The sequence below is a fragment of the Nostoc commune NIES-4072 genome (assembly GCF_003113895.1).
GTDB classification, from domain to species: Bacteria; Cyanobacteriota; Cyanobacteriia; order Cyanobacteriales; family Nostocaceae; genus Nostoc; species Nostoc commune.
This window is the reverse complement of record NZ_BDUD01000002.1, coordinates 744799-763975: the sequence shown is the minus strand read 5'-3', so window position 1 is coordinate 763975 and position 19177 is coordinate 744799. Positions and strand designations below refer to the sequence as shown.

Below are 19177 nucleotides of genomic sequence, written 5' to 3'. Positions count from 1 at the left end.
GGCTGATGTTTTGAAAGTTAAAATTTAGCTAATAGAGATTTATTGTTTAGGTAAGAAAATATAATAATTCAAAAAATTAACACACCAATCATTGAAACTTTCCCATAAGTCATCATCATCTTCTAAATACACAAGAATATAATTTGCTTTTGATATTTTTAATCTTTTTATCATTTCTTCTGGTGTGATAACTTCGTAGTCTTCCATACTAGCGCAACAAAAACAATCTCCCGGTTCAGGGATTTCAAAAGCTTCATCGGTAGCAGGTAAATCCACTCCTGGTTTTTTTACAGTTCCTGGATAACCTCTATCTTCCCATTCTTGTGCTGTTGCAATTGATGACGAGAAAGTTACGTATGTGCATTGACAAGCTTCGTAAGCAACAGCCATTAAAGCTAAATCCCGATCTTCTGTTTCAACATAAACAGGAAGATAAGCTAAATTCTCATCTTCATCCGCTTCTAAAAAATCTTCATCGTCTTCATTCGTTTCTAAAAAATCTTCATTTTTTTCATTGTCTTCATTTTCATAATCATATTCGGAGTAAAATTCTTGTCCTGTCTTGTAAGGTACTAAAACAATAAGTCCATTTTTGCTCATGTTTTTATTCTTTTTAAGATTATGTGTTGGAAACTTGAGATGAACTATTAATAAATATTTATCTAGTTAAAAAAACTCAGGGACATTCAATTAACAATGGACCTTCAGGAATAAAGCGAGAATTATAATAAGACTTTTTACCTAAACCTTTTAAAAAGCCAATTTTTCTAGGAGAAGTTAATCGTTTCAAATCTTGCACTTCCCAAAAACTAGCCCAAGTCGGTTTATCAGTAGCAGTAGATGGCGGACGAAATTGAGCTTTACCTGGATATCTGCCATTGCGAGAATTGACATGACCAATGTATAAACCATGCCAAGATGCTTCTGAGTCTAAAGGTTGATCTGCATCTGAATGGGAAGCATAAATTAATACTTCCACACTTTTATCTCCCCGCAACTCATCAACTTTACGAAAAAGCTCAAAATCCATACTTCCGAAAGCTGTTTTAACCGTTTCATCACTTAATTCATGCTCTAAGTTAGCTATTGTCTCCATCGCTGAAAGCAAGTGCATTTCTGGAACAGGTGCAAGAATTGCAAATGAATGTGTTTTAACCATATTTCCGCAAGTTGACTTTGTAATTATATTTACAGTTATACTCACCGTGCTAGCTTTTGGGGAATTAAGTAAGTAACCGCCAAGGGAAACAGTCGCGGTGTCGGATTTGCAAACCTAGCTTGAATTGCAGCCACTTCGCGCTCAATTTCTGCGGGAATTTGCTCTACTCTCACCTTAAGACTGTTGACATTGCGCTCGAACTGTTCCTTCTCTGCGGTATTAAACAATTCCAACTGCTTAAACTCAGGTTCATCCAGTTCATTGAGAATGCTTTGACGCAATTCCGTTAAAACTGCTGTAATATCAGCTGCTTCTTTTTGAGCGCGATCGCCTAAGTCTCGTTGTAAACTTTTACTACGGTCTTGAAGCCGTGCCTCCAAAGCTTGCATCAAAGCCGATGCGTGACTATCCCATAACTGGGCTAATTTCTCTGTGACATTTTCCGGTGCTAATTCTGGTAAAGCCACTGAAACAGCTTCTTGAATTTTCATCACACCCAAACGGCTAAATTTTCCTTCTTTAAGTAACCCACCCGCCATGATTACTTCCTCATGTAACCGTTGTTGGTCGCTTCCTAAAATCACCAATCGACCGTAAGCTATAACCGCAGGTGTATCCAAAACCGAATTAGGAACCAAACGCGCCGTCACCCGATGCAAAGCTTTTCTACCTTCCTTTGACCAAACTTCAGCGCGTAACAAACGCAAGCACATTTGCACTAAACGATGATTCAAGTGGGCTAAGACTACATCATCTCTACCATGTGCCAATTCCGGGTCAAAAACAATCGGACGAATTTCTTTGGTGTGGGGATGGGTTAAACCTTCGCTGCAAACTGCCCAACTGCTTTTTAATGGTGGTAGGTAAAACACCTTCCCAGCAACTCCCTCTACTTTCCCTGCAATCAAAAGTGGTTGTTGAGCTAATTCCAAACCAATTTTGACCACAGCCTCAATATTATCGGGTGTCAATCGCAAATGCTGGCGCGTCTCATTCAACTGTTCTCGCAGCTTTTCAATTTGCTCCCGCACCTGGCGTTCAAATTTCAACATTCGCCGCACAACTTCAGACTCCCTCTCTGCGACTGAAGTATCCAAAACGCTGCGATACCCCATCATCGCTTCTTCCACCTGCGCCGCAATCACTGGCCCCACCTTACCTAAATCTTCGCGGATGTTGTTGATTTTCAACGCCGCCCGCATGAGAAATTCTAAATCGCCTTCTAACTCACCGGGACGTAACCCAGTTGTATTATGTTGATAATCTTTGCCGACAAAGTGGTAAATCCTCACTAGGGAGGCTTTTTGCCCATGACGGTCAATTCTACCGTTACGCTGTTCCATCCGGTTCGGGTTCCAGGGAATTTCATAGTGGATAAGGCGCGAACAAAAATTCTGCAAATCCAAACCCTCACTCGCCGCATCCGTCGCTAACAAAATTCGCACTGGGGAAATATCAGGAGATGCTTGAAACGCCGCTTTTACCTGTTCTCGGTCTTCCGACTTCATCCCACCGTAAAGTGTCATTAGGCGATCGCCTTCTACTAACCCCTCTGTGGCAAATAAGTTATATAACCATTTCTGGGTAGCTCGATATTCTGTAAAAATTATTACTCTCTCCTTAGACCATTTACCATCAGGTTTAATGTGAGTATGAATCCAGTTAAGTAGTTCTTTGGCTTTGGCATCAGACACTCTCGATGTTGTCTCTGCCCATTCCCGCATCTGTCGCAGCAAAGCCTGTTCTTCTGCACTCAGTTCTCGAAATAACCTAGTTGTATTAGTAATTGCCTCATCTGTCGATTCTTCATAAACTTCATCATCTGCAAAATCTTCTTCAATTTGTGCCAATTGGCGGCGCAAAATACCTTCTGTCGGTCGAGATAAACTGCTATAAGTGCGGCGACGGGCATTTTTTAGCGATTCTTCATGCTGTGCCAAAGTAGTTGCAAACGCTTGAGGAGATGAAAACAACCGTTTTTTTAACAACTTGAGGACAAATTCAGTAGCATATTTTTCTGTATTATCTGCCACCCCTTTGCAGCGCAATTCAGTATATCTTTTGAGGTTAGTGTGTGCTTGTCGTTCTGCTTCAGGATAGTCTACAGGTATAGCTTCTAACTGACGCTGTGGAAATAAGTCAGAACCATCCCAACCTTTCATCTCGGATTTGAGACGGCGAACCATGATTACTTGTAACTGCTTGCGATCGGGTGATACCCCCCGTGCAAACCGTTGGCTATCAAGTAATTCCAACAGGGCTGTAAAACTTTCGGGGTAGCCGTTGTGTGGTGTCGCTGTCAAGAATAGTTTGTGTTCAAAATGCGGTACTAAAAGCCGAATAGCAGCAGTCCTCAAAGAATCAACAGCATAGTTTCCACCGCCAGAGGGAGCAACATTGTGCGCTTCATCCACAATCAGCAAATCAAACCGCCGGGGATACATCGGTTCCCCTTCACCTGGTAACATTTCTCGCAGAAGACGAAGAGGGCGATCGCGTTTGAGAAAATCTATTGAGGTAATCAATCGGGGGAAATGCTGCCAAGGGTTGACGTGGATTCCCCGCTTCCGTCGCAGTTCCTTCATTAAGGTACTGTCCACGACGCGGAAATCTAAACCAAACTTATCGCGCATTTGGTCTCGCCACTGAATTTGCAGTGAAGATGGACAAACTATCAAGATGCGCCGGCAGCGATGACGGATAATTAATTCTTGGGCAACTAACCCCGCCTCAATGGTTTTACCTAATCCGACATCATCTGCAATCAGCAAATTAACGCGAGGCATTTGAATTGCTCGCACTACTGGATCAAGCTGATAATCTTCAATATCGATGCCACTGCGAAAGGGGGATTGTAAAGTGCGAATATCAGCTGTTGATGCTGCTCCCCAACGCACAGCATCGAGAAATGCATCTAACCTTGCGGGTGCGTCAAAGCCTGTAGGTTTGGGCAACTCCATCTTTTCATAAACTAATGCCCCAGGCTCTAATTCCCAAATTACTTGTAGTTCTTCACCCAAACCATCATCTTCAACGGAGGATAGACTGACCAAATGCTGAGTTTTTTCCACTGCACTCAGCATTGGATTGGTGGGTAAAGTCGTATTACGCACATCCGTGACGACGAATTGCCGGGAGCGAACGTTAACCAGTTGACCTTGTTCTGGGATAGCTCTGACTATAGCCATGATTTGGGGAATTAGGGATTGGGAATTGGGAATTATCAAAAACAGGTTTGTGTTGTTATTATTGTTACTTCTCTTTTCCTATACAGTCAAAATTATCAGTGATGTGTTCTCAAGATAGTGGTGCAAAGCATCTGTCGTGAAAACACACTCAGTAACTCAAACTGTGAAATGTATGATAAATTTTTTAATTGGAATTTTTGTAGTTTGCGTAGGCGCAGCCCGTCGTAGACATCGCTGTGTACTTCAGGAGGGCGGGTTGCTGAACTGTGCTGTTTCTCGCTTTTAGCAGAGGCCAATAAACCAGACCTTTGCTGATCTGTAGATACCTGTAGGCGAAGCTTTCGCTGCGATCGCTTATCCAGCCACAAAGTAAAACTTAGAACATAAAAAAAATCTAGAGAATCGCGTATTCTTCCAAAAAGTGTAAATAAATACGCTAAATATAGAATAATTAACCAGTACTAATGTACTTGCCTTAGTTCAGATAACCAAGGGGACTGAGGTACAAACTGCATCAAAATTTTCACAGATATAAAGTAAGTGCTACATATGTCCATTTGCTTCAACGGGTTTAAGGTAGAACTTTCCGCTAATACGTTCACCGCCTATGTTCAAGACATGCCAGATAATAGAGGGCTACGAGAATTACGAGAAAAACTCCAGTCGGACTGGTTTCTTCATTGGCGCTCTGGCAAAGTCTACGGAATCCCTAAAGTGCCTCAACAAGAACAAACCTTTGGTAAACCTGTTGAATTGAAAACTGAAGAACACCTGCAACTTCTAGCAGCTCGCATTGATAGTGTCTTGCCAAAGATATTTGCCCAATATTCAGCTTTTCGATTTAAACCCTTCACATTCCTTTCTCAAAAAGAAGAGTTAGTCAGTTCTATTGCTACTAAGATCAAAGACTTACCATCACTGATTTCTTCCTTCAAAATTAAACCCAAATTTGCACTCGAAGCAAAGTTAGTTGAACTGCGACACGAGGAGACATTTATTGGTCTGTTTCTACGGTTAGAAACTCGTTGGGAAATCCTTGCATCTCTGAGCGATCTACAAAATGCAGGAGTTAATCTTCAGGATCTATATGTTGTTCGTCGCCAACCTCAACCAGGACAACGCCGTTTGGTTGGAAAAATCAGCCACATCTATGAAAAAACGGTCAACTTATTAGAATCATTCGATGGAATTACTTCTATCAATGAAGATGAAGTATGGCTAGAAGGCTCCAAAGCGTCTTTTGTCCGTTGCCTCAAAACATTGCTGGGAGATAAATATGATGCTTTTGAATCAGAAAGATTGATTCAGGAAGCTAATTTTTTAACTGGCCCTGCACTAGACAATATTTTGATTCGCATGGAGACTTTTCTAGCAAAAAAATCTCCTATGCAGCTTGCACCTAATTTATTTGGGTATATTAGAGATCGTATTGAAGCAGTGAATGATGATAGTTATCAAACGGTGATTTCTGCTTCACCAGTAGAGTACTGCTTTGATGCGGCCCGAACAAAACGAAACCTATACGCTTGGAAAGGAATTGAGAAATATGGGCCTTTTAGTCGTGAGATTTTCTCAAAAAAATCCCCAGAAATATTGGTTCTTTTTCCAGATACCGTTCAGGGTGCAGTGGAAAATTTTTTAAAAGCATTTCGAGACGGAATTAGTATCAAGAAAAAAGTATTTCAAGATGGGATTGAATATTGGGAGGAAAACTCCAAATACTCAGGTGGATTTGCCAAAATTTTTGGTCTTGTTAATCCTAAGTTGACTCTACGGCAAATTCCCTGGCTCAATAGTAAACAGAAACCGCCAGCAGTCGCTTATAGAGAAGCTGTGGCGCAGGTTTTAGAAAAAACCATGCCAGATGCAGCTATTGTTATTCTCTTAGACGAACATGCAAGGCTTCCAGACCCAGAAAATCCATATCTTCAGTCCAAAGCTCTGTTACTAATGGCTGGAATCCCTGTGCAAGGCATTCGGGCATCTACTCTAGGGCAATCACGTTATTCACTGCAATACACGCTGCAAAATCTCAGTGTTGCTCTCTACGCCAAAATGAACGGGTTGCCTTGGACAGTAGATCATGACCTCACAATTAGTGATGAACTTGTCATCGGCATAGGAAACTGTGAACTTTCTGGGAGTCGCTTCTTTGAGCGACAAAGGTTTGTAGGTATCACAACAGTTTTTAGAGGTGATGGGAACTACCTCTTGGGCAATCTTTCCCAAGAGTGTTCTTATTCTGAATATCCAAATATTTTGAAAACATCTACTGTATCAATTTTACAGGACATTAAGCGACGCAACGGTTGGCAACCAGGAGATACTGTTCGCCTTGTATTTCATGCTGCTAGACCTTTCAAAAACCTTGATGTTGCAGATATTGTCGCACAGTGCGTTGCGGAGGTTGGAGAAGAACAAAACATTGAATTTGCTTTCCTAACAGTTTCTCACGAACACCCGTTTACCCTGTTAGATAAGTCGCAACAAGGTATTGTTATGAAAGATGGTGCTAAAAAAGGACAATTAGCACCACAGCGAGGCATAATTGTGCAACTAGGAAGATATACCCGACTTTTGTGTACTAATAGTGCAGCACTAGTAAAAATGCCGCGATCGCCTTTACCAACCCCTTTATTAATTCACCTACACCCACAGTCCACTTATCGGGACTTGACGTATCTTTCCGAGCAAGTGCTAAAGTTTACATCATTATCGTGGCGCTCCTTGCTTCCAGCTAGCAAACCAGTGACTATCTATTACTCTGAACTAATTGCCGAACTACTTGCCCGCCTTCGCAATATTCGAGATTGGTCACCTGCATTGCTCAATATCAAACTTCGTGCAAGCAAGTGGTTTCTATGACAGATGCAGTAGCAAAAAGCTTCGGTTATCAATTGGATTTTCTGACACATTATCTGGGGGCAAACTATAACTGGGAATCACCAGAAAGTGGCTTTGCACGCTATCTTTTTTATCGCGTTGATAGCAAACCACCTTTTAGTGTGGCAACAGATGCAGCAATTAACAGTTTGGAACTAAGGCGACTACATCAAGCTCCTGTTCTTGCTGCTGTGGGTTATGAGCTTGCTTGTGGCAGAGTTCTTGGTGAGAGTTTTTTGTCAGCTTGGGCAAACGGTTTGACGCGACTGGCCTCTCGTGAAGTATTTCCTTCGGATCGAGCTTCGTTTTTTTATCGACCTGTAGAACTGTTGGGTATATCGCTTGGTGTAAGCTCTTGCCCAAAGGTTCGCCCTGAAGACTTGCGTTGGTTGCAGGATGTATTAGCAGAGGGAGAACAGAGATTAGTTCATGAGATAAGGCTTTACTTTCTAGTTGTATAACAGCATCTGTCTCGGCGCATGACACTTCTCATGCTGCTGCACTGTATCTTTCTCTGCAAAAAACTGTTAACCAGGTGTTTCTGGCAAGCTGGGAGCATTACTTTCAAGTTGGTAACAGCATAAAACAACCAGTGAAATTAATTAGGTTTCTTTGCGATCGCTTCCATCTTGTTGCTGAACAGCTTCAGTCTCCACATTACGGAATTGAAATTAATGGTGAGTACGATGTCCAAGAAATCTTGGACTCTCTATCGCAGCTTCGGTCAGATACTGATGCTGTAGTGGCTAAGGTGATAGATGCAATGAGGCAGAAACTTGGTAATCAGATAATTAATACTCAAAAAATTATGATCACAGGAGGTAATGTTACCATGAGCAACAATCAAAATTATGTAGAAACTATGTCAGAGCGCAAAATAAATATCAACCAAAGTGGGGCATCAATTGGTGTTGGCTATAGTGAGAACGTTGAGGCAAATCAACTCGGTGGCACTATAAACAACTATCCTTCGGAGCGGAAGCAGACTCTTGCAGAAGCAGCCGCAGAGATACAACAGCTTCTGCAACAGCTAGAGCAGACTTACCCCACCAACACCACAACAGGGCAGATGGTAGTAGCAACAAAAGTTATTGAGCGTATAGAAAGTGACCATATTTGGAAACAACGGGTTGTAAACGCAGTTAAAGAAGGTGGTCTTCAAGCGTTCGAGAAAGCCATTGATAACCCTGTAGGTGCTTTTATTGTAGGAGCGATTAAAGGTTGGCAGGAAGCTGAAATTGAGTGATGTCTACTGCTAATTTAACAAACACTCCCAGGTTTTGAGCATTTGGTCAAGTTCCTCCTTTGTCGCGCGATTCCCTTCGGGATAGCTGACGCTCGTTCCTCGCTATCGCTAATGTCGTTTGTATTGCAATCTGTCTCGTCAACTAAGAACACCCAACTCGAACGCTCATATTTCCGCACCTAGATTTTGAATGAGAATTTATTGGTCAGTATTAGGTAAGATAGTTGGGTAAAATTTTTGGAGTAGGAGTAAACTTTTTTGTACTGTAGTAATCCCTATTCCTTTCGTTGATAAAAATTTAGATAAATTACATATACTTTCCTCTTGCATTGCTTGCTTGACTTTTTTAATATATGTTTTCCCCAAGCCAGTTACCTCTAAAATTTCTCTATCTGATAGTGAAAGAAAAACATTTTTTAATTCATTAAATATATCATCAGGTGCATGAGGATCGTATATATATATTTCTATAGGTAATTCACATTTACCTAAATACCTAGTCATAATTTCTAGAGATTGCTCTTGGGGAATTCCTCCATTTTGTGTTCCAAGCAGAGGAAAAGCGATAGAAGTTATCTCTTTTTCTATGTAGGTATCGACGAATTTTTGCAAACCCAATTCCAGATATTCTAACTTTGATGGTTTCTTCCAGTGCTTTTTAGTTGGGAAGTTAAGAACCCAATGTTTGTCACATTTATACAGCCACAGCTTACCAATATCCATCAAATTTTGATTACATATTTCTACATAATATGTATACATTTCTTGATATCTTAAGCGAAATTCCAATGCAATACCAGCACCCATCACACCCACACAGTTAACAGTGTTGACTAGTGTTTGACAATTTGAAGTAAATAAATTGCCTTTAATAATTTTGAGACTCATTTGTATAAACAGGGTCAGCGCGTCTCAAACGCTATTGACAAGGAGACTTACCTGATCAGCAATCAAGTTGGAAACAAAGTGGCACTATCCGAGGTAGGGTAAGATTTAATCCATCTAGGTGCAAGGTTCGAGTAATGCCAACAGGATTTGAGAACAAGACAAGCAAAACCAAAACATATTTTGCACCCAGCATAAATAGCAAAGACATTACCACTAAGTTTCAGGAATACTTCACACAAATAAAAGACCCGAGAGTGGAAAGAACAAGATATCATTTACTGACAGATATCATCACCATAGCAATTTTGGCAGTAATAGCAGGAGCGTCAGGTTGGGAAGATATTGAGGAGTATGGAATTAGTAAACAGGAGTGGTTGAAAACGTTTTTGTCACTACCATTCGGAGTACCCAGCCCCGATACTTTCAGAAGAGTGTTTGAGAGAATTAACCCAAGAGAATTTGAGCAATATTTTCGGCAATGGGTACAATCACTAGTTGAGAACTTGGGAGTAGAAGTAGTAGCCATAGATGGCAAAACTCATAGAGGCTCATATGACAGGGAATCTCAGCTAAAAGCTTTACACACGGTCAGTGCATGGTCGAGTGAACACCGTCTGGTCTTGGGACAAACAAAGGTCACTGACAAATCCAATGAAATCACCGCGATTCCAGCACTGTTAGAAATGCTAGACATATCTGGCTGCATCATTACTATTGATGCAATGGGGACACAAAAATCAATTGCCCATTAGATGTCACTTTCAATGAGGATGAATGTCGAATTCGTTCTCTGCACAGTCCACAAAATTTTTCTTTGCTCCGTCGCATTGCTCTTAATGCCTTAGAGCGAGAATCCTCTTTCCGCCGCAGCATTCGCCAAAAGTCTCGGCGAGCCGCGATGAATGATCAGTATATGCTTTCAGTTTTGGCGGCGGCTCTTCCAAATTCAACACTTTCCTAGAATTCCACTGTCAATAGGGTTTGAGATGCGCTAACCCTGCTTGAAAGTGAGTACACATCAGTTGCAACAAGCTGATACCCTTGATTATTTAAATAACCAACTAATTTATCAGGCATTACATGAGATGCACCGTAACTTGGTAACAAATTATGTTCAATTTTATCCTGATCTAAAATATTTAATTGCACAACACCTGTACGACAAAATATATCAAAATCAATCGGTTCGACTAAGCCACTTGTAGTAATTTCTATTGAATCTAATTCCATCGCTAGTTGATCTATACTCGCAAAATTACATGACCACGGGTTGCCCATTAAAAATAGCCGTATCGATATTGCCTCTGGCTGCACCTTCACGATATCAAGTAATGTTGTTGTAACCACATGTGGCTGTAAGTAATCTAATACTCCATGAACTGAAACTAGCCGTAGGCTATTAGGAGCGTAAAGTTTTGTCAGTTCTAGTTCTGCTAGATTGCGATCGCAAAAATAATTTAACTGTAGGTTTGGGTATTGGCTGCGTAAAGCTAAAAACTTTTCTGGCGGCTCAGTAGCAATGTCGTAACAGTCGATTGTCGGAAGTTGGTAGCGCGTCAAGTCAACTCCCTCAAAACCAAAAAAAACTTCACGTTCGGCAAAACCTGCACCCAAGATAGCTGCACTATCACCGTTACCTGAAAGAATCGCTTCCCAAGTCAGGGGATAAACATTGGGGGTAAGCTCCAAAAGTCTAGCTCGACTAATCTCTAGAATATTGCCACTGCCCTTGTTTTCTAGGAATCTTACTGCCATAAAACCTCGCTATATTATGAAACAACCTTGGGACGACTGATTAGGGTGATATCTTTACCTTCGCCCAAACGGTACACTTCTGTGCGATCGCCAACATCAATTTCAAAAAACCGATAGCTTGTAGTAAACCGCGCCCACGGTGCCAAAGGATTAATTTTTGGGAGATTGGTTGTTGCTTGGTAAGTAATTTCAAACCCCGCTCCCCCATCTTGCTTGAACATCTGCAAAAAACATTCGTAGTCTCTAGCGTGCCAAAAATCAGTCGTTCGGCGACGCACCACATCTTGTGAGTCAGAACTCATCGCCCGTGCTGCTGATGCGGACACGATTAATTGCAAATTGTCAGACATTCGCGTTAAAGCAAGTTTCTTGTCTGGGTTTGAAAATATTTCATCAACAATTGGTATAAGCTCAGGGTGCAAACAAGTTTCGGCAATGTAAAACCCTGAATACTTGCTGATATCATTCTCAAATTCCCGATCAACTAGTCTTTCGGAGTCACAACTAACCGACTTTCGTAAGCTCGCAAAAATCAAGTCTTCATATAACTTCTGCTGCGATGCTGGCGTTGCTGCAAGAATTTTGAATGCAGACCCACGCATCCCCTGAATTCCTATCAAAGCACAGGTACAATCGAGGGATGCCGCCCACATTGCTAGAAATTTCCGATAGTTGGTATAAAGCATTAATGCTTCCTGGTAAACTCAACCCCAGTTTACGCTACCTCCAGAGGATGAAAGCCTACGCCCAGTATTACAGTATTACCTGACTCATACTCGCGCCCTAACCAATTTTCTTGTGCAACCATTACAACGGCAGGGGTTGGCTTATATAGATCCTTATGAAAATGTTGTGTTTATCAAGCGAGATTTAAACGGTGAAAAGTCAGGCGCACTGGTTTGGGATACCGCACGGATTGACAATCGCTGTTCGCAGTATTCCGAAAACAGCGATCGCTCCGAGGGGTGGTTTCATCTGAAATTGGGTGGAGAGCCTGACGATAAAATCGAGAGGGTATACCTGTGTTCTTCCCCCATTGATGCTTTGACAATGGCAGAGATTGACATTCAGGGACACAAGGGGCAACCACCAGTTAGAACAATGTACATGGCAGTGGATGATCCAAATAACTTGCCCTTTGAACTTCTCAGAAATATCAGCAGAATTGGGTTGGCATTTAATAACGATGATCAGGGAAATGAAACATCTCTTGTCGTTCAGGAAATGCTACCGCAGGCTAAAAGAATTGCACCCAAGGGGCAAAGCTGGAATGAGATTCTTGTTAGAGAGCGGCAGCAGCAGCAAGAGATGCTCTCTCAAAAGCAACGCTCTAGGGGTTTCAGTCGGTAATCTAAGTAATCAACCCCCGTGGAAGTTAAAGGTGCGCGAGGGAGGGGCTTTGCCCCGTCCTTCTGGACTCCCTCCCCAATGCCAGTTGTTGACCGAGCGCTGTACAAATTCCTTGGTGCGGTCAACTAGATTTTTCGCAGCGCTCAGTCACCGCTTCGCTACAACTGGCGAGCGATAGAAAACCAGCTAAGAAACGGCTCTTTTGTAAAGGCTGTCAATCGCTTTTGGTAAAGGTTTGAGGCTGCCAGTGCTGCCTAAATTCCTTGCCAAGCATTGGCAACGGCGATCGCACAGGGCTATTTCCTTTTACATTTTCCTAGAAATGGTAAATCTTCCCAAACTGGATGCTCCCTCCGATTATCCTACTAAAGAGGGGGAAAAGGAGACCGACGCTCACCTCTTCGCCCTCTTTAGGACTTATACACTTACAAAAAGTCCCAGATATTATTCATAACCAATAGCACCACTGCAAAGGTTTTGGAAAATGTATTTACGTACAACATTTTTGAACAAGTTCCTTTGCACTTCGTACCAATTGCTAATCTGGCTAATCAAAGTGATTTATAACCATAGTCTTCATTATAATTCGCAGGCAGTTCGCATTTACCGTCTGTTGCATATATGTTGACTCTGATACGATTTGTCAAACTAAGACGGGTAAGTGTAGCATACATTTCTGTCTGACAATTAGTTGAAAGATTGGTACGATTTATAATAAGGTCAGCAGTGCGATCATCATAGAACACACCACTGATTGTATGAGAAGTGGCATAGTTTGAAAATGTGCCCTGTAAATTACAGCCACTCTGGGAAAAATTCCAAATAACATCATCAAATAATCTTGCCCACCTACCGCTAATGTTGGGGCAGGCTGGTTGAGCGATTGCAGATTCTTGCATGGGAACAAAAGAACCCAAAAGCAAACCGGAACTAACAATAAGCAAACCCAAAAAGTTTTTCACGAAAATACTCCTAGTTTTTCTAATAGTGTTATCACTGTTCTGTTGTGAGAATTTGTCGTCTAACCAAACAAAATATTGCCCAAACCACAATTAGTTTGCATCAAGTTAGTAACCATATACTTGTCGTTACGGCTCACAAGTTTTATGCAGTGCCAGCCAATTCTTTACAAAACTTTATAAGAAAATCCTCCCATGCCCAGCATTGGCTGTCCCTTACCTTTATCAATAGGGCGTTTACAGTAGATTACTTTTGCTGTTTCTTACCCGTTACTTACTTTTACTTTGTTTTATTAAAAATCTTAAATATGTTCAGCAATGTGTTGTAAACCTAACCTATCTTCCTCATAAGGCATTATATGAATTGGCACAACCAATTCTTTGTAAATAGGATTTTGGCTAAAAAACCTTTTTGACCAATTAGCTTTTACATCTATGCCTTTACTCAGTGCTTCTGTTACTGCATCAACTTTACTCCGGGAGCAACGCGATTTTGTGAGGTGCTAAAATCTGGGACGTATATAGCTTGTTTCAGGATGCGATCGCAACTAAAAAACCAGATTTTGTTGAGAATATAGGGGTGTAATTGAGAACTAAACCCCGATCTCACTTTTTCGCGTTGCTCCCGCCGTAACCTTCTTTTTTAGCCTTAATACTGCCATAATCAAGAAAAGTTGTGTCTCCGACGCACAGCATTACATCGCTTTCTGCAACAATCTCCGCCGTCATTTGACAGTGCGGCTCAATCACACTGGAAAATTCCACTTTTGGGTTGCCAAAAACTCATAGGCTCTTTTGAGTACTTTTCCATTGCTGAAGATTTCTGACAGTGCTTTGCCAAATCCAAGACTTAGAGCATAGCCTATCGACATTGCACGCTCATTTAATCGGGAGCAACGCGAAAAAGTGAGATCGGGGTTTAGTTCTCAATTACACCCCTATATTCTCAACAAAATCTGGTTTTTTAGTTGCGATCGCATCCTGAAACAAGCTATATACGTCCCAGATTTTAGCACCTCACAAAATCGCGTTGCTCCCCCAAACGCCTACCTGACTCTGAACTGAAGTCTTTAGCAAGACGAGCAGCCCAGGTGAAGCAGGTCGAGAAAGCAAAAGTATTGGTAGAAATGCTCTCAAAATCTTCCCAGAAAACCTTGGTCTTCACAACCCATAAAGCAACTAGCACTTATTTGGCCCAAACTCTCCTTGCAGCAAATATCCCCTTTGCAGAATTTACTGGTGGGATGTCCCTTAAACAGAAAGATGAGGCTATAGCCGCATTTCGAGATACTGTTTCTGTACTGCTGGCATCTGAAACAGGCGGAGAGGGACGTAACATCCAGTTTGCGAACGCGATCGTTAATTATGACCTCCCCTGGAACCCAATGAAAATAGAACAGCGCATTGGTCGTATCCACCGCATTGGACAAACCCAGGATGTTTTTATTTTTAACTTTTGTCTCAAGGGCAGTATCGAAGAGTATATTCTGCGGATCTTGCATGACAAAATTAATATGTTTGAACTAGTGGTCGGAGAGATTGAAACAATTTTGGGGAACGTGGATGATGAATTTGACTTTAGTGAAATTGTTATGGATATCTGGCTCAAGCATCAAGTCAAGCCCGAATTAGATACAGCCTTCGAGCAATTGGCAGATAATTTGTTGAAAGCCAAAAACCAGTATCAGCAAATTCAAGAACTGGATGAACAGATTTTTGGCGAAGATTTTGAAGCTTGAGAGATTGATTTGAATAAATATGTTATCAGACCCAATTATTGCTACTTTAGAAAAAATTGTTTCTCTGCATGATGGGATAGCAGAACCTGCTGGTGAACACATTTTAAATGTGTTGTTAACAGAAAATATAGCATCGCTGCTTTCGCTCCCAGAAGAAGTTACTTTTACTACTATTGCTGATGTACCCCAAAGTGTTTTTGTCACCTATCATTCAGAAGTATTAAATAAGCTATCTGAACTATTAGCTGTTAAAGGACTTATTAGTGCGTTGGGTGTTAAAATCGATGGACATCTGAAAAACACAGGCTTTGAGAAAATTTTATTGGAGAGACTCGCACCTCAAAATGGCTTAATTCGTTTTTTAGATGCTAAACCAGAAATTACTCGTTACATCTTGTGTAATGTGGCTTACACAGCGAATGCTTCAGAAAAAAGGATTGGTTTAGTTTCGTTCATTATCAATGAAATAACCGGAGTAACACCAGTAGAAATTGGGGATGCTTTGTTTTGGGAGTCTGACCTAATGACTGTGGAGCATCAAGAGACACCATTGGCGATGCCAATTGAAGATTTGTTGAGGTTAATCGAACATCAAAGTGCAATATTAATTGGAAAATCTCTAGATAATTGGCAGGCTAAATTAACAAGAGCTAGAGCTAGGGATGAAGAAAGACTCAAGGATTATTACAACACGATTAGCGACTCGATTCGCAACAAGATTGAGTTAAAAAAATTGATTGGTGATGAACTAGATAAAGAATTAGCACGAATTGAAGCTACTAATAGAGAATTAGAGAGAAAATTGTTAGATATCCAAGAGCGTTATGCAATGAGTGTAGAAGCTTGGTTGCACAGTGCAATGATTATCCATCTCCCTACGGTACATATTCAGTGTGAGTTGCAACGAAAGAAAGTAAAACGGACTGTAACAGCAGTTTGGAATCCGTTCACTAAAATTCTTGAGCCGCTTCGCTGTGAATTATCAGGAGAACCTGTTTACAATTTCTATTTAGATGATCAATCAGCCAAAATTATCTCACCGACAGTTTGGAGAAAGTAATTGGTGAGATTTCCGCTACTAGGGTTTGACCCCCAATACCAAAGAGCAACCTTCCCCAAATCTGGCAGGGCAGCGTCATTCTTGAAACTTTGTCGCTTTTAAGCTACGATTTATAATCTATGGCTGATATCGTTCGTCAAAAAACACTGCTAGTCTATGCTACAGAAAACGGCAAGGAGCCGTACACCGAATGGCTGGAAAACTTGAAGGACTATGTGATCCGTTCCAGGATAATCCGACGGATAGAGCGACTCAAGCAGGGCAATTACGGGGATTGCAAGCCGGTTGGAGATGGCGTGCAAGAAATGAGGTTTTTCTTTGGCAGTGGCTACCGCGTTTACTTTGGTGAATCCGCGAACGATCTGGTGATTCTCCTGTGTGGTGGCGACAAGAACAGCCAGGAGAGGGACATAGAAAAAGCTAAAGAATATTGGCAGGCTTATCAGGAGGAACAGGATGAGCAAGAAACTGAGAAACCATGACGAGGTTGTGTTCGAGCAGCTGTTGAACCCGGAAATGGCAAAGGCTTACCTGGACGTTGCCCTTGAAGAGTACGAGCAGGATGGCGATCTGGGTTTTTTTCTGGAAGCACTACGGAACGTAGTGGAAGCACGTTCGGGGATGACGAGCCTTGCGGAAAAAACGGGTTTGAACCGCCAGAATCTTTACCGAGTCTTGTCGCCAGAAGGCAACCCCGAACTGCGAACCATCAGCCTTATTCTGCATCATCTCGGCTATCGCCTGAGTGTGCAACCAATTCAAAGCTGAAAATTTAAAAAGGTTCAGACCATCGCTTAACTAAAACCTCCCCAGAACTCCTATCAGGGCTTACGTGCAGATATTTACTCGTGGTATCCAAACTTGTATGCCCCAAAGTAGCCTGAACCAAATGCACCGGAACACCTTCATCCAAAGCGTGAGTAGCGTGACTGTGCCTAAACCAATGCGCTGAAACATTCATCGCATTCTCTAATTCTGCTGCTGCCGCCGCCCTTTTCACGACTCGGTCAATGTGAGAAGGGGCCAAGGGTCTACCCGTAGCACTGGCAAACACAGGCGCATCCTTCAACGCTTCGCCGCGCAGTGCCATTAACTCCAGCCATAGCGACTGGGGGACGTGAACTCTACGAGTGCGCCCCCAGCTGTGACTAACTCCGCTTTTTCCAGCAGCCGTTGTAATTTATTGCCAGTTAGCTGTTCTAAGGGTTGGTCTAAAAAATATTCATCAAAAATGGATTTATCATCACAAGACACATCCACCATCGACAGCGATCGCACTGCATCAAACACAGAGTTGGAATACTGTTGCTGACCATAAGAACCCAGGATTACCCACCAGTTACCGTTAGTGCATCCGACTTGTCCCAGTTTCACGCCGTTGTCGTTGTAAATGCCATCATCGAGAATTTCAAACCCGTAATTCTGGCACTCGTTGAAGATATGCGCCATGATTAGGTTTTCAGTCGTGGGGGCTGTTGCAAGTTGTTCCTGCACTGGCAGCGTGTCATCTTTGTAATGTATGCGAATGTCAGTAGACCGAAAAGTTTGGCAAGCGTCAATAAATAGTAACCTGTGATACAGTTTTCCCTTGAATTCACAACAGTTGATCGTTTTTGATGATTTATAAAGGAAACTTATGAATCAGCCTCCAGAATCAACCATTACTAGTCCTACGTCAGATAAACTTCGTGCGCTACTCCATAGTTGCGGTCTATAGTTTGACGTAAAAATTCCAACATTTGTTTGAGAGTAAATAGATGAGAAAAAGCCTTTTTACTACTTTTTATTAACGCACTAAGATGATGCCATAAGAGAGAAATCCAAATATTAATAATTAAAAATGCCAAAGCTATAAATAGAAACCTGATAGTTGGATTTTTAATAGTTGTTTTGATGCGGCATTGATTTTTCATTCGATAGCTGCTTTCAATTCCGAAACGTAGACGATAGTCATCATGTATTGAATATAATGACAACTTAATGTTATAGACAGCATAAACAAAAAACTCTCGTCCATGTGCTCGTCTTTTTCCTTTTTTATACGTACAAACTATCCAAACCTGAAAGGTGACTGAACCATATTTATCGCTATTGAGAGTATAAGTTGTTTTGTAACTACGCCGACCTCTAATTAATTGTCTAGTTCCTCCATGTTTACCTCGGATAATAGCTGGCATTTCAAAAGGGATATCCAAAGCTTGCAACCACCGAATTACTGGCACGCAGAAGAACTCTCTGTCTAAAAGTAATCGCTCAATTTTGAATGTGTTAGGCTTGATTAATGCTAAAAGGTATGTGATAACTGCAACTAAAGTATCTTGCTGTCGAACAGCTTTAATGGCAAGAGTTACTCGTTGATTTTTCTTAATTACATATAAAGTTGCGTAAGCATAAAATGAACAAGTACCACTTTTAGCTTGACTTCTATAAATATATGGTGACTCTGATGGTGATGGTTCACCATAATAAGGAATTAAGTTAAAGTCGATAGCAATTTTATGTTTCCCTTTTAGAATTACATCTGGTATCCGGCTTTGAAGTGCTGCATTTAAATCTGACTCCAATGAGTTCAGATCTGAATATTTTCCTAAATGGTAATAAACATTTTTGCTTGTAGGCACATTTGTTAAGACTTTACTAGTATTCTCTATACTATCTTTCTGTGTGGCAGCGCGAATTAATATTTCAAAAATTGTCTGTTGCTCACACTTACCTTGGGTTTTTATGGGAATATTTTCTGTGAGACAGTTAACTACTTCTTTTAACGTTTCACTATCAGTTAAGATTGGGGAATTTGCCGTACTCACGCTTACTTAATTCTCCTGCGTCAATATCCTTTTTACTTACCTTACAAAAATTTATACACTTTTACTTTGATTTCTTACTAGCTTGACTCTGAGGCGATCGCAAGAATGAAGCGGTGTTTAACGATCAGCTTGTTGTAAGCTCT

General features: G+C 41.4%; 20 protein-coding genes and 2 pseudogenes. 10 read left to right on the top strand and 12 right to left on the bottom strand.

What is annotated here, in order from left to right; translation table 11 throughout:
- Nucleotides 1-39: 39 nt before the first annotated feature.
- The 3 genes from CDC33_RS36010 to drmD all read right to left on the bottom strand — a co-directional run bounded on the left by CDC33_RS36010 (nucleotide 40) and on the right by drmD (nucleotide 4347).
- On the bottom strand, nucleotides 40-600 hold the full coding sequence (locus tag CDC33_RS36010) for a hypothetical protein (protein WP_109013296.1): 561 nt from the start codon (nucleotides 598-600) through the stop codon (nucleotides 40-42).
- A gap of 76 nt (nucleotides 601-676) precedes the next feature.
- Nucleotides 677-1159, bottom strand: a complete 483-nt coding sequence (locus CDC33_RS36005; protein ID WP_109013295.1) for a hypothetical protein — start codon at nucleotides 1157-1159, stop codon at nucleotides 677-679.
- Between the two features lie 41 nt (nucleotides 1160-1200).
- Nucleotides 1201-4347: a DISARM system SNF2-like helicase DrmD gene (gene drmD / locus CDC33_RS36000; RefSeq protein WP_109013294.1), complete on the bottom strand. Its 3147-nt coding sequence runs from the start codon at nucleotides 4345-4347 to the stop codon at nucleotides 1201-1203.
- A gap of 549 nt (nucleotides 4348-4896) precedes the next feature.
- Between drmD and ago the strand changes: the two genes are divergently transcribed.
- The 3 genes from ago to CDC33_RS35985 all read left to right on the top strand — a co-directional run bounded on the left by ago (nucleotide 4897) and on the right by CDC33_RS35985 (nucleotide 8476).
- Complete coding sequence (gene ago / locus CDC33_RS35995) at nucleotides 4897-7212, top strand: protein argonaute (RefSeq protein WP_219930141.1); 2316 nt, start codon at nucleotides 4897-4899, stop codon at nucleotides 7210-7212.
- Nucleotides 7209-7691, top strand: coding sequence for a hypothetical protein (locus CDC33_RS35990; RefSeq protein WP_109013292.1), 483 nt, complete (start codon nucleotides 7209-7211; stop codon nucleotides 7689-7691). Before ago ends, CDC33_RS35990 begins: the two co-directional genes overlap by 4 nt.
- 131 nt (nucleotides 7692-7822) lie before the next feature.
- Nucleotides 7823-8476, top strand: coding sequence for a hypothetical protein (locus CDC33_RS35985; RefSeq protein ID WP_181374353.1), 654 nt, complete (start codon nucleotides 7823-7825; stop codon nucleotides 8474-8476).
- A 198-nt stretch (nucleotides 8477-8674) separates the two neighbouring features.
- Here CDC33_RS35985 and CDC33_RS35980 read toward each other — a convergent pair whose 3' ends face one another.
- Complete coding sequence (locus CDC33_RS35980) at nucleotides 8675-9364, bottom strand: macro domain-containing protein (protein WP_109013290.1); 690 nt, start codon at nucleotides 9362-9364, stop codon at nucleotides 8675-8677.
- A gap of 134 nt (nucleotides 9365-9498) precedes the next feature.
- Between CDC33_RS35980 and CDC33_RS35975 the strand changes: the two are divergent.
- Nucleotides 9499-10325 (top strand): annotated as a pseudogene (locus tag CDC33_RS35975) (ISAs1 family transposase).
- Here CDC33_RS35975 and CDC33_RS35970 read toward each other — a convergent pair.
- Both CDC33_RS35970 and CDC33_RS35965 read right to left on the bottom strand, forming a co-directional pair.
- Nucleotides 10322-11119, bottom strand: a complete 798-nt coding sequence (locus CDC33_RS35970; RefSeq protein WP_109013289.1) for a hypothetical protein — start codon at nucleotides 11117-11119, stop codon at nucleotides 10322-10324. The pseudogene CDC33_RS35975 and the gene CDC33_RS35970 sit on opposite strands and share 4 nt — an antisense overlap.
- Nucleotides 11120-11133: 14 nt before the next feature.
- Nucleotides 11134-11805, bottom strand: coding sequence for a hypothetical protein (locus CDC33_RS35965; protein WP_244919546.1), 672 nt, complete (start codon nucleotides 11803-11805; stop codon nucleotides 11134-11136).
- A gap of 79 nt (nucleotides 11806-11884) precedes the next feature.
- Here CDC33_RS35965 and CDC33_RS35960 point away from each other — a divergent pair, with 79 nt between their 5' ends.
- Nucleotides 11885-12469: a DUF3991 domain-containing protein gene (locus CDC33_RS35960; RefSeq protein WP_109013288.1), complete on the top strand. Its 585-nt coding sequence runs from the start codon at nucleotides 11885-11887 to the stop codon at nucleotides 12467-12469.
- Nucleotides 12470-13020: 551 nt separating this feature from the next.
- On the opposite strand, the gene CDC33_RS35955 is transcribed toward CDC33_RS35960, so the two are convergent.
- The 3 genes and pseudogenes from CDC33_RS35955 to CDC33_RS42065 all read right to left on the bottom strand — a co-directional run.
- The gene (locus tag CDC33_RS35955) at nucleotides 13021-13431 is read right to left on the bottom strand and encodes a hypothetical protein (RefSeq protein ID WP_146195928.1); all 411 of its coding nucleotides are present in this window, start codon (nucleotides 13429-13431) and stop codon (nucleotides 13021-13023) included.
- A gap of 454 nt (nucleotides 13432-13885) precedes the next feature.
- Nucleotides 13886-14038: a hypothetical protein gene (locus tag CDC33_RS39640; RefSeq protein ID WP_181374351.1), complete on the bottom strand. Its 153-nt coding sequence runs from the start codon at nucleotides 14036-14038 to the stop codon at nucleotides 13886-13888.
- A 136-nt stretch (nucleotides 14039-14174) separates the two neighbouring features.
- A pseudogene (locus CDC33_RS42065) lies at nucleotides 14175-14306 on the bottom strand (IS4/Tn5 family transposase DNA-binding protein); the annotation flags it as partial.
- A gap of 28 nt (nucleotides 14307-14334) precedes the next feature.
- Between CDC33_RS42065 and CDC33_RS39635 the strand changes: the two are divergent.
- The 5 genes from CDC33_RS39635 (at nucleotide 14335) to CDC33_RS35935 (ending at nucleotide 16995) form a co-directional block, all read left to right on the top strand.
- The gene (locus tag CDC33_RS39635; protein WP_181374350.1) at nucleotides 14335-14493 is read left to right on the top strand and encodes a hypothetical protein; all 159 of its coding nucleotides are present in this window, start codon (nucleotides 14335-14337) and stop codon (nucleotides 14491-14493) included.
- Nucleotides 14494-14519: 26 nt separating this feature from the next.
- Nucleotides 14520-15167, top strand: a complete 648-nt coding sequence (locus CDC33_RS35950) for a helicase-related protein (RefSeq protein ID WP_244919545.1) — start codon at nucleotides 14520-14522, stop codon at nucleotides 15165-15167.
- A 19-nt stretch (nucleotides 15168-15186) separates the two neighbouring features.
- Entirely contained in the window at nucleotides 15187-16227 is a 1041-nt protein-coding gene (locus CDC33_RS35945; protein WP_109013286.1) for a hypothetical protein, read from the top strand.
- A 119-nt stretch (nucleotides 16228-16346) separates the two neighbouring features.
- Nucleotides 16347-16709, top strand: coding sequence for a type II toxin-antitoxin system RelE/ParE family toxin (locus CDC33_RS35940; RefSeq protein ID WP_109013285.1), 363 nt, complete (start codon nucleotides 16347-16349; stop codon nucleotides 16707-16709).
- The gene (locus tag CDC33_RS35935) at nucleotides 16684-16995 is read left to right on the top strand and encodes an addiction module antidote protein (protein WP_109013284.1); all 312 of its coding nucleotides are present in this window, start codon (nucleotides 16684-16686) and stop codon (nucleotides 16993-16995) included. The genes CDC33_RS35940 and CDC33_RS35935 overlap by 26 nt, the downstream gene beginning before the upstream one ends.
- 4 nt (nucleotides 16996-16999) lie before the next feature.
- Here CDC33_RS35935 and CDC33_RS35930 read toward each other — a convergent pair whose 3' ends face one another.
- From CDC33_RS35930 to CDC33_RS35920, 3 genes are all read right to left on the bottom strand, one after another.
- A complete protein-coding gene (locus CDC33_RS35930) occupies nucleotides 17000-17317 on the bottom strand; it encodes a tyrosine-type recombinase/integrase (protein ID WP_109013283.1) in 318 nt (105 codons plus the stop codon).
- Entirely contained in the window at nucleotides 17317-17721 is a 405-nt protein-coding gene (locus CDC33_RS35925; RefSeq protein ID WP_244919544.1) for a hypothetical protein, read from the bottom strand. Before CDC33_RS35925 ends, CDC33_RS35930 begins: the two co-directional genes overlap by 1 nt.
- Nucleotides 17722-17897: 176 nt before the next feature.
- Complete coding sequence (locus CDC33_RS35920; protein WP_244919543.1) at nucleotides 17898-19034, bottom strand: ISH3 family transposase; 1137 nt, start codon at nucleotides 19032-19034, stop codon at nucleotides 17898-17900.
- Nucleotides 19035-19177 lie beyond the last annotated feature (143 nt).

Coding starts and splice junctions, on each gene's coding strand:
- CDC33_RS36010 (WP_109013296.1), bottom strand. CDS start 600: ATGAGCAAAAATGGACTTATTGTTTTAGTACCTTACAAGACAGGACAA.
- CDC33_RS36005 (WP_109013295.1), bottom strand. CDS start 1,159: ATGGTTAAAACACATTCATTTGCAATTCTTGCACCTGTTCCAGAAATG.
- drmD (WP_109013294.1), bottom strand. CDS start 4,347: ATGGCTATAGTCAGAGCTATCCCAGAACAAGGTCAACTGGTTAACGTT.
- ago (WP_219930141.1), top strand. CDS start 4,897: ATGTCCATTTGCTTCAACGGGTTTAAGGTAGAACTTTCCGCTAATACG.
- CDC33_RS35990 (WP_109013292.1), top strand. CDS start 7,209: ATGACAGATGCAGTAGCAAAAAGCTTCGGTTATCAATTGGATTTTCTG.
- CDC33_RS35980 (WP_109013290.1), bottom strand. CDS start 9,364: ATGAGTCTCAAAATTATTAAAGGCAATTTATTTACTTCAAATTGTCAA.
- CDC33_RS35970 (WP_109013289.1), bottom strand. CDS start 11,119: ATGGCAGTAAGATTCCTAGAAAACAAGGGCAGTGGCAATATTCTAGAG.
- CDC33_RS35965 (WP_244919546.1), bottom strand. CDS start 11,805: ATGCTTTATACCAACTATCGGAAATTTCTAGCAATGTGGGCGGCATCC.
- CDC33_RS35945 (WP_109013286.1), top strand. CDS start 15,187: ATGTTATCAGACCCAATTATTGCTACTTTAGAAAAAATTGTTTCTCTG.
- CDC33_RS35940 (WP_109013285.1), top strand. CDS start 16,347: ATGGCTGATATCGTTCGTCAAAAAACACTGCTAGTCTATGCTACAGAA.
- CDC33_RS35935 (WP_109013284.1), top strand. CDS start 16,684: ATGAGCAAGAAACTGAGAAACCATGACGAGGTTGTGTTCGAGCAGCTG.
- CDC33_RS35930 (WP_109013283.1), bottom strand. CDS start 17,317: ATGGCACTGCGCGGCGAAGCGTTGAAGGATGCGCCTGTGTTTGCCAGT.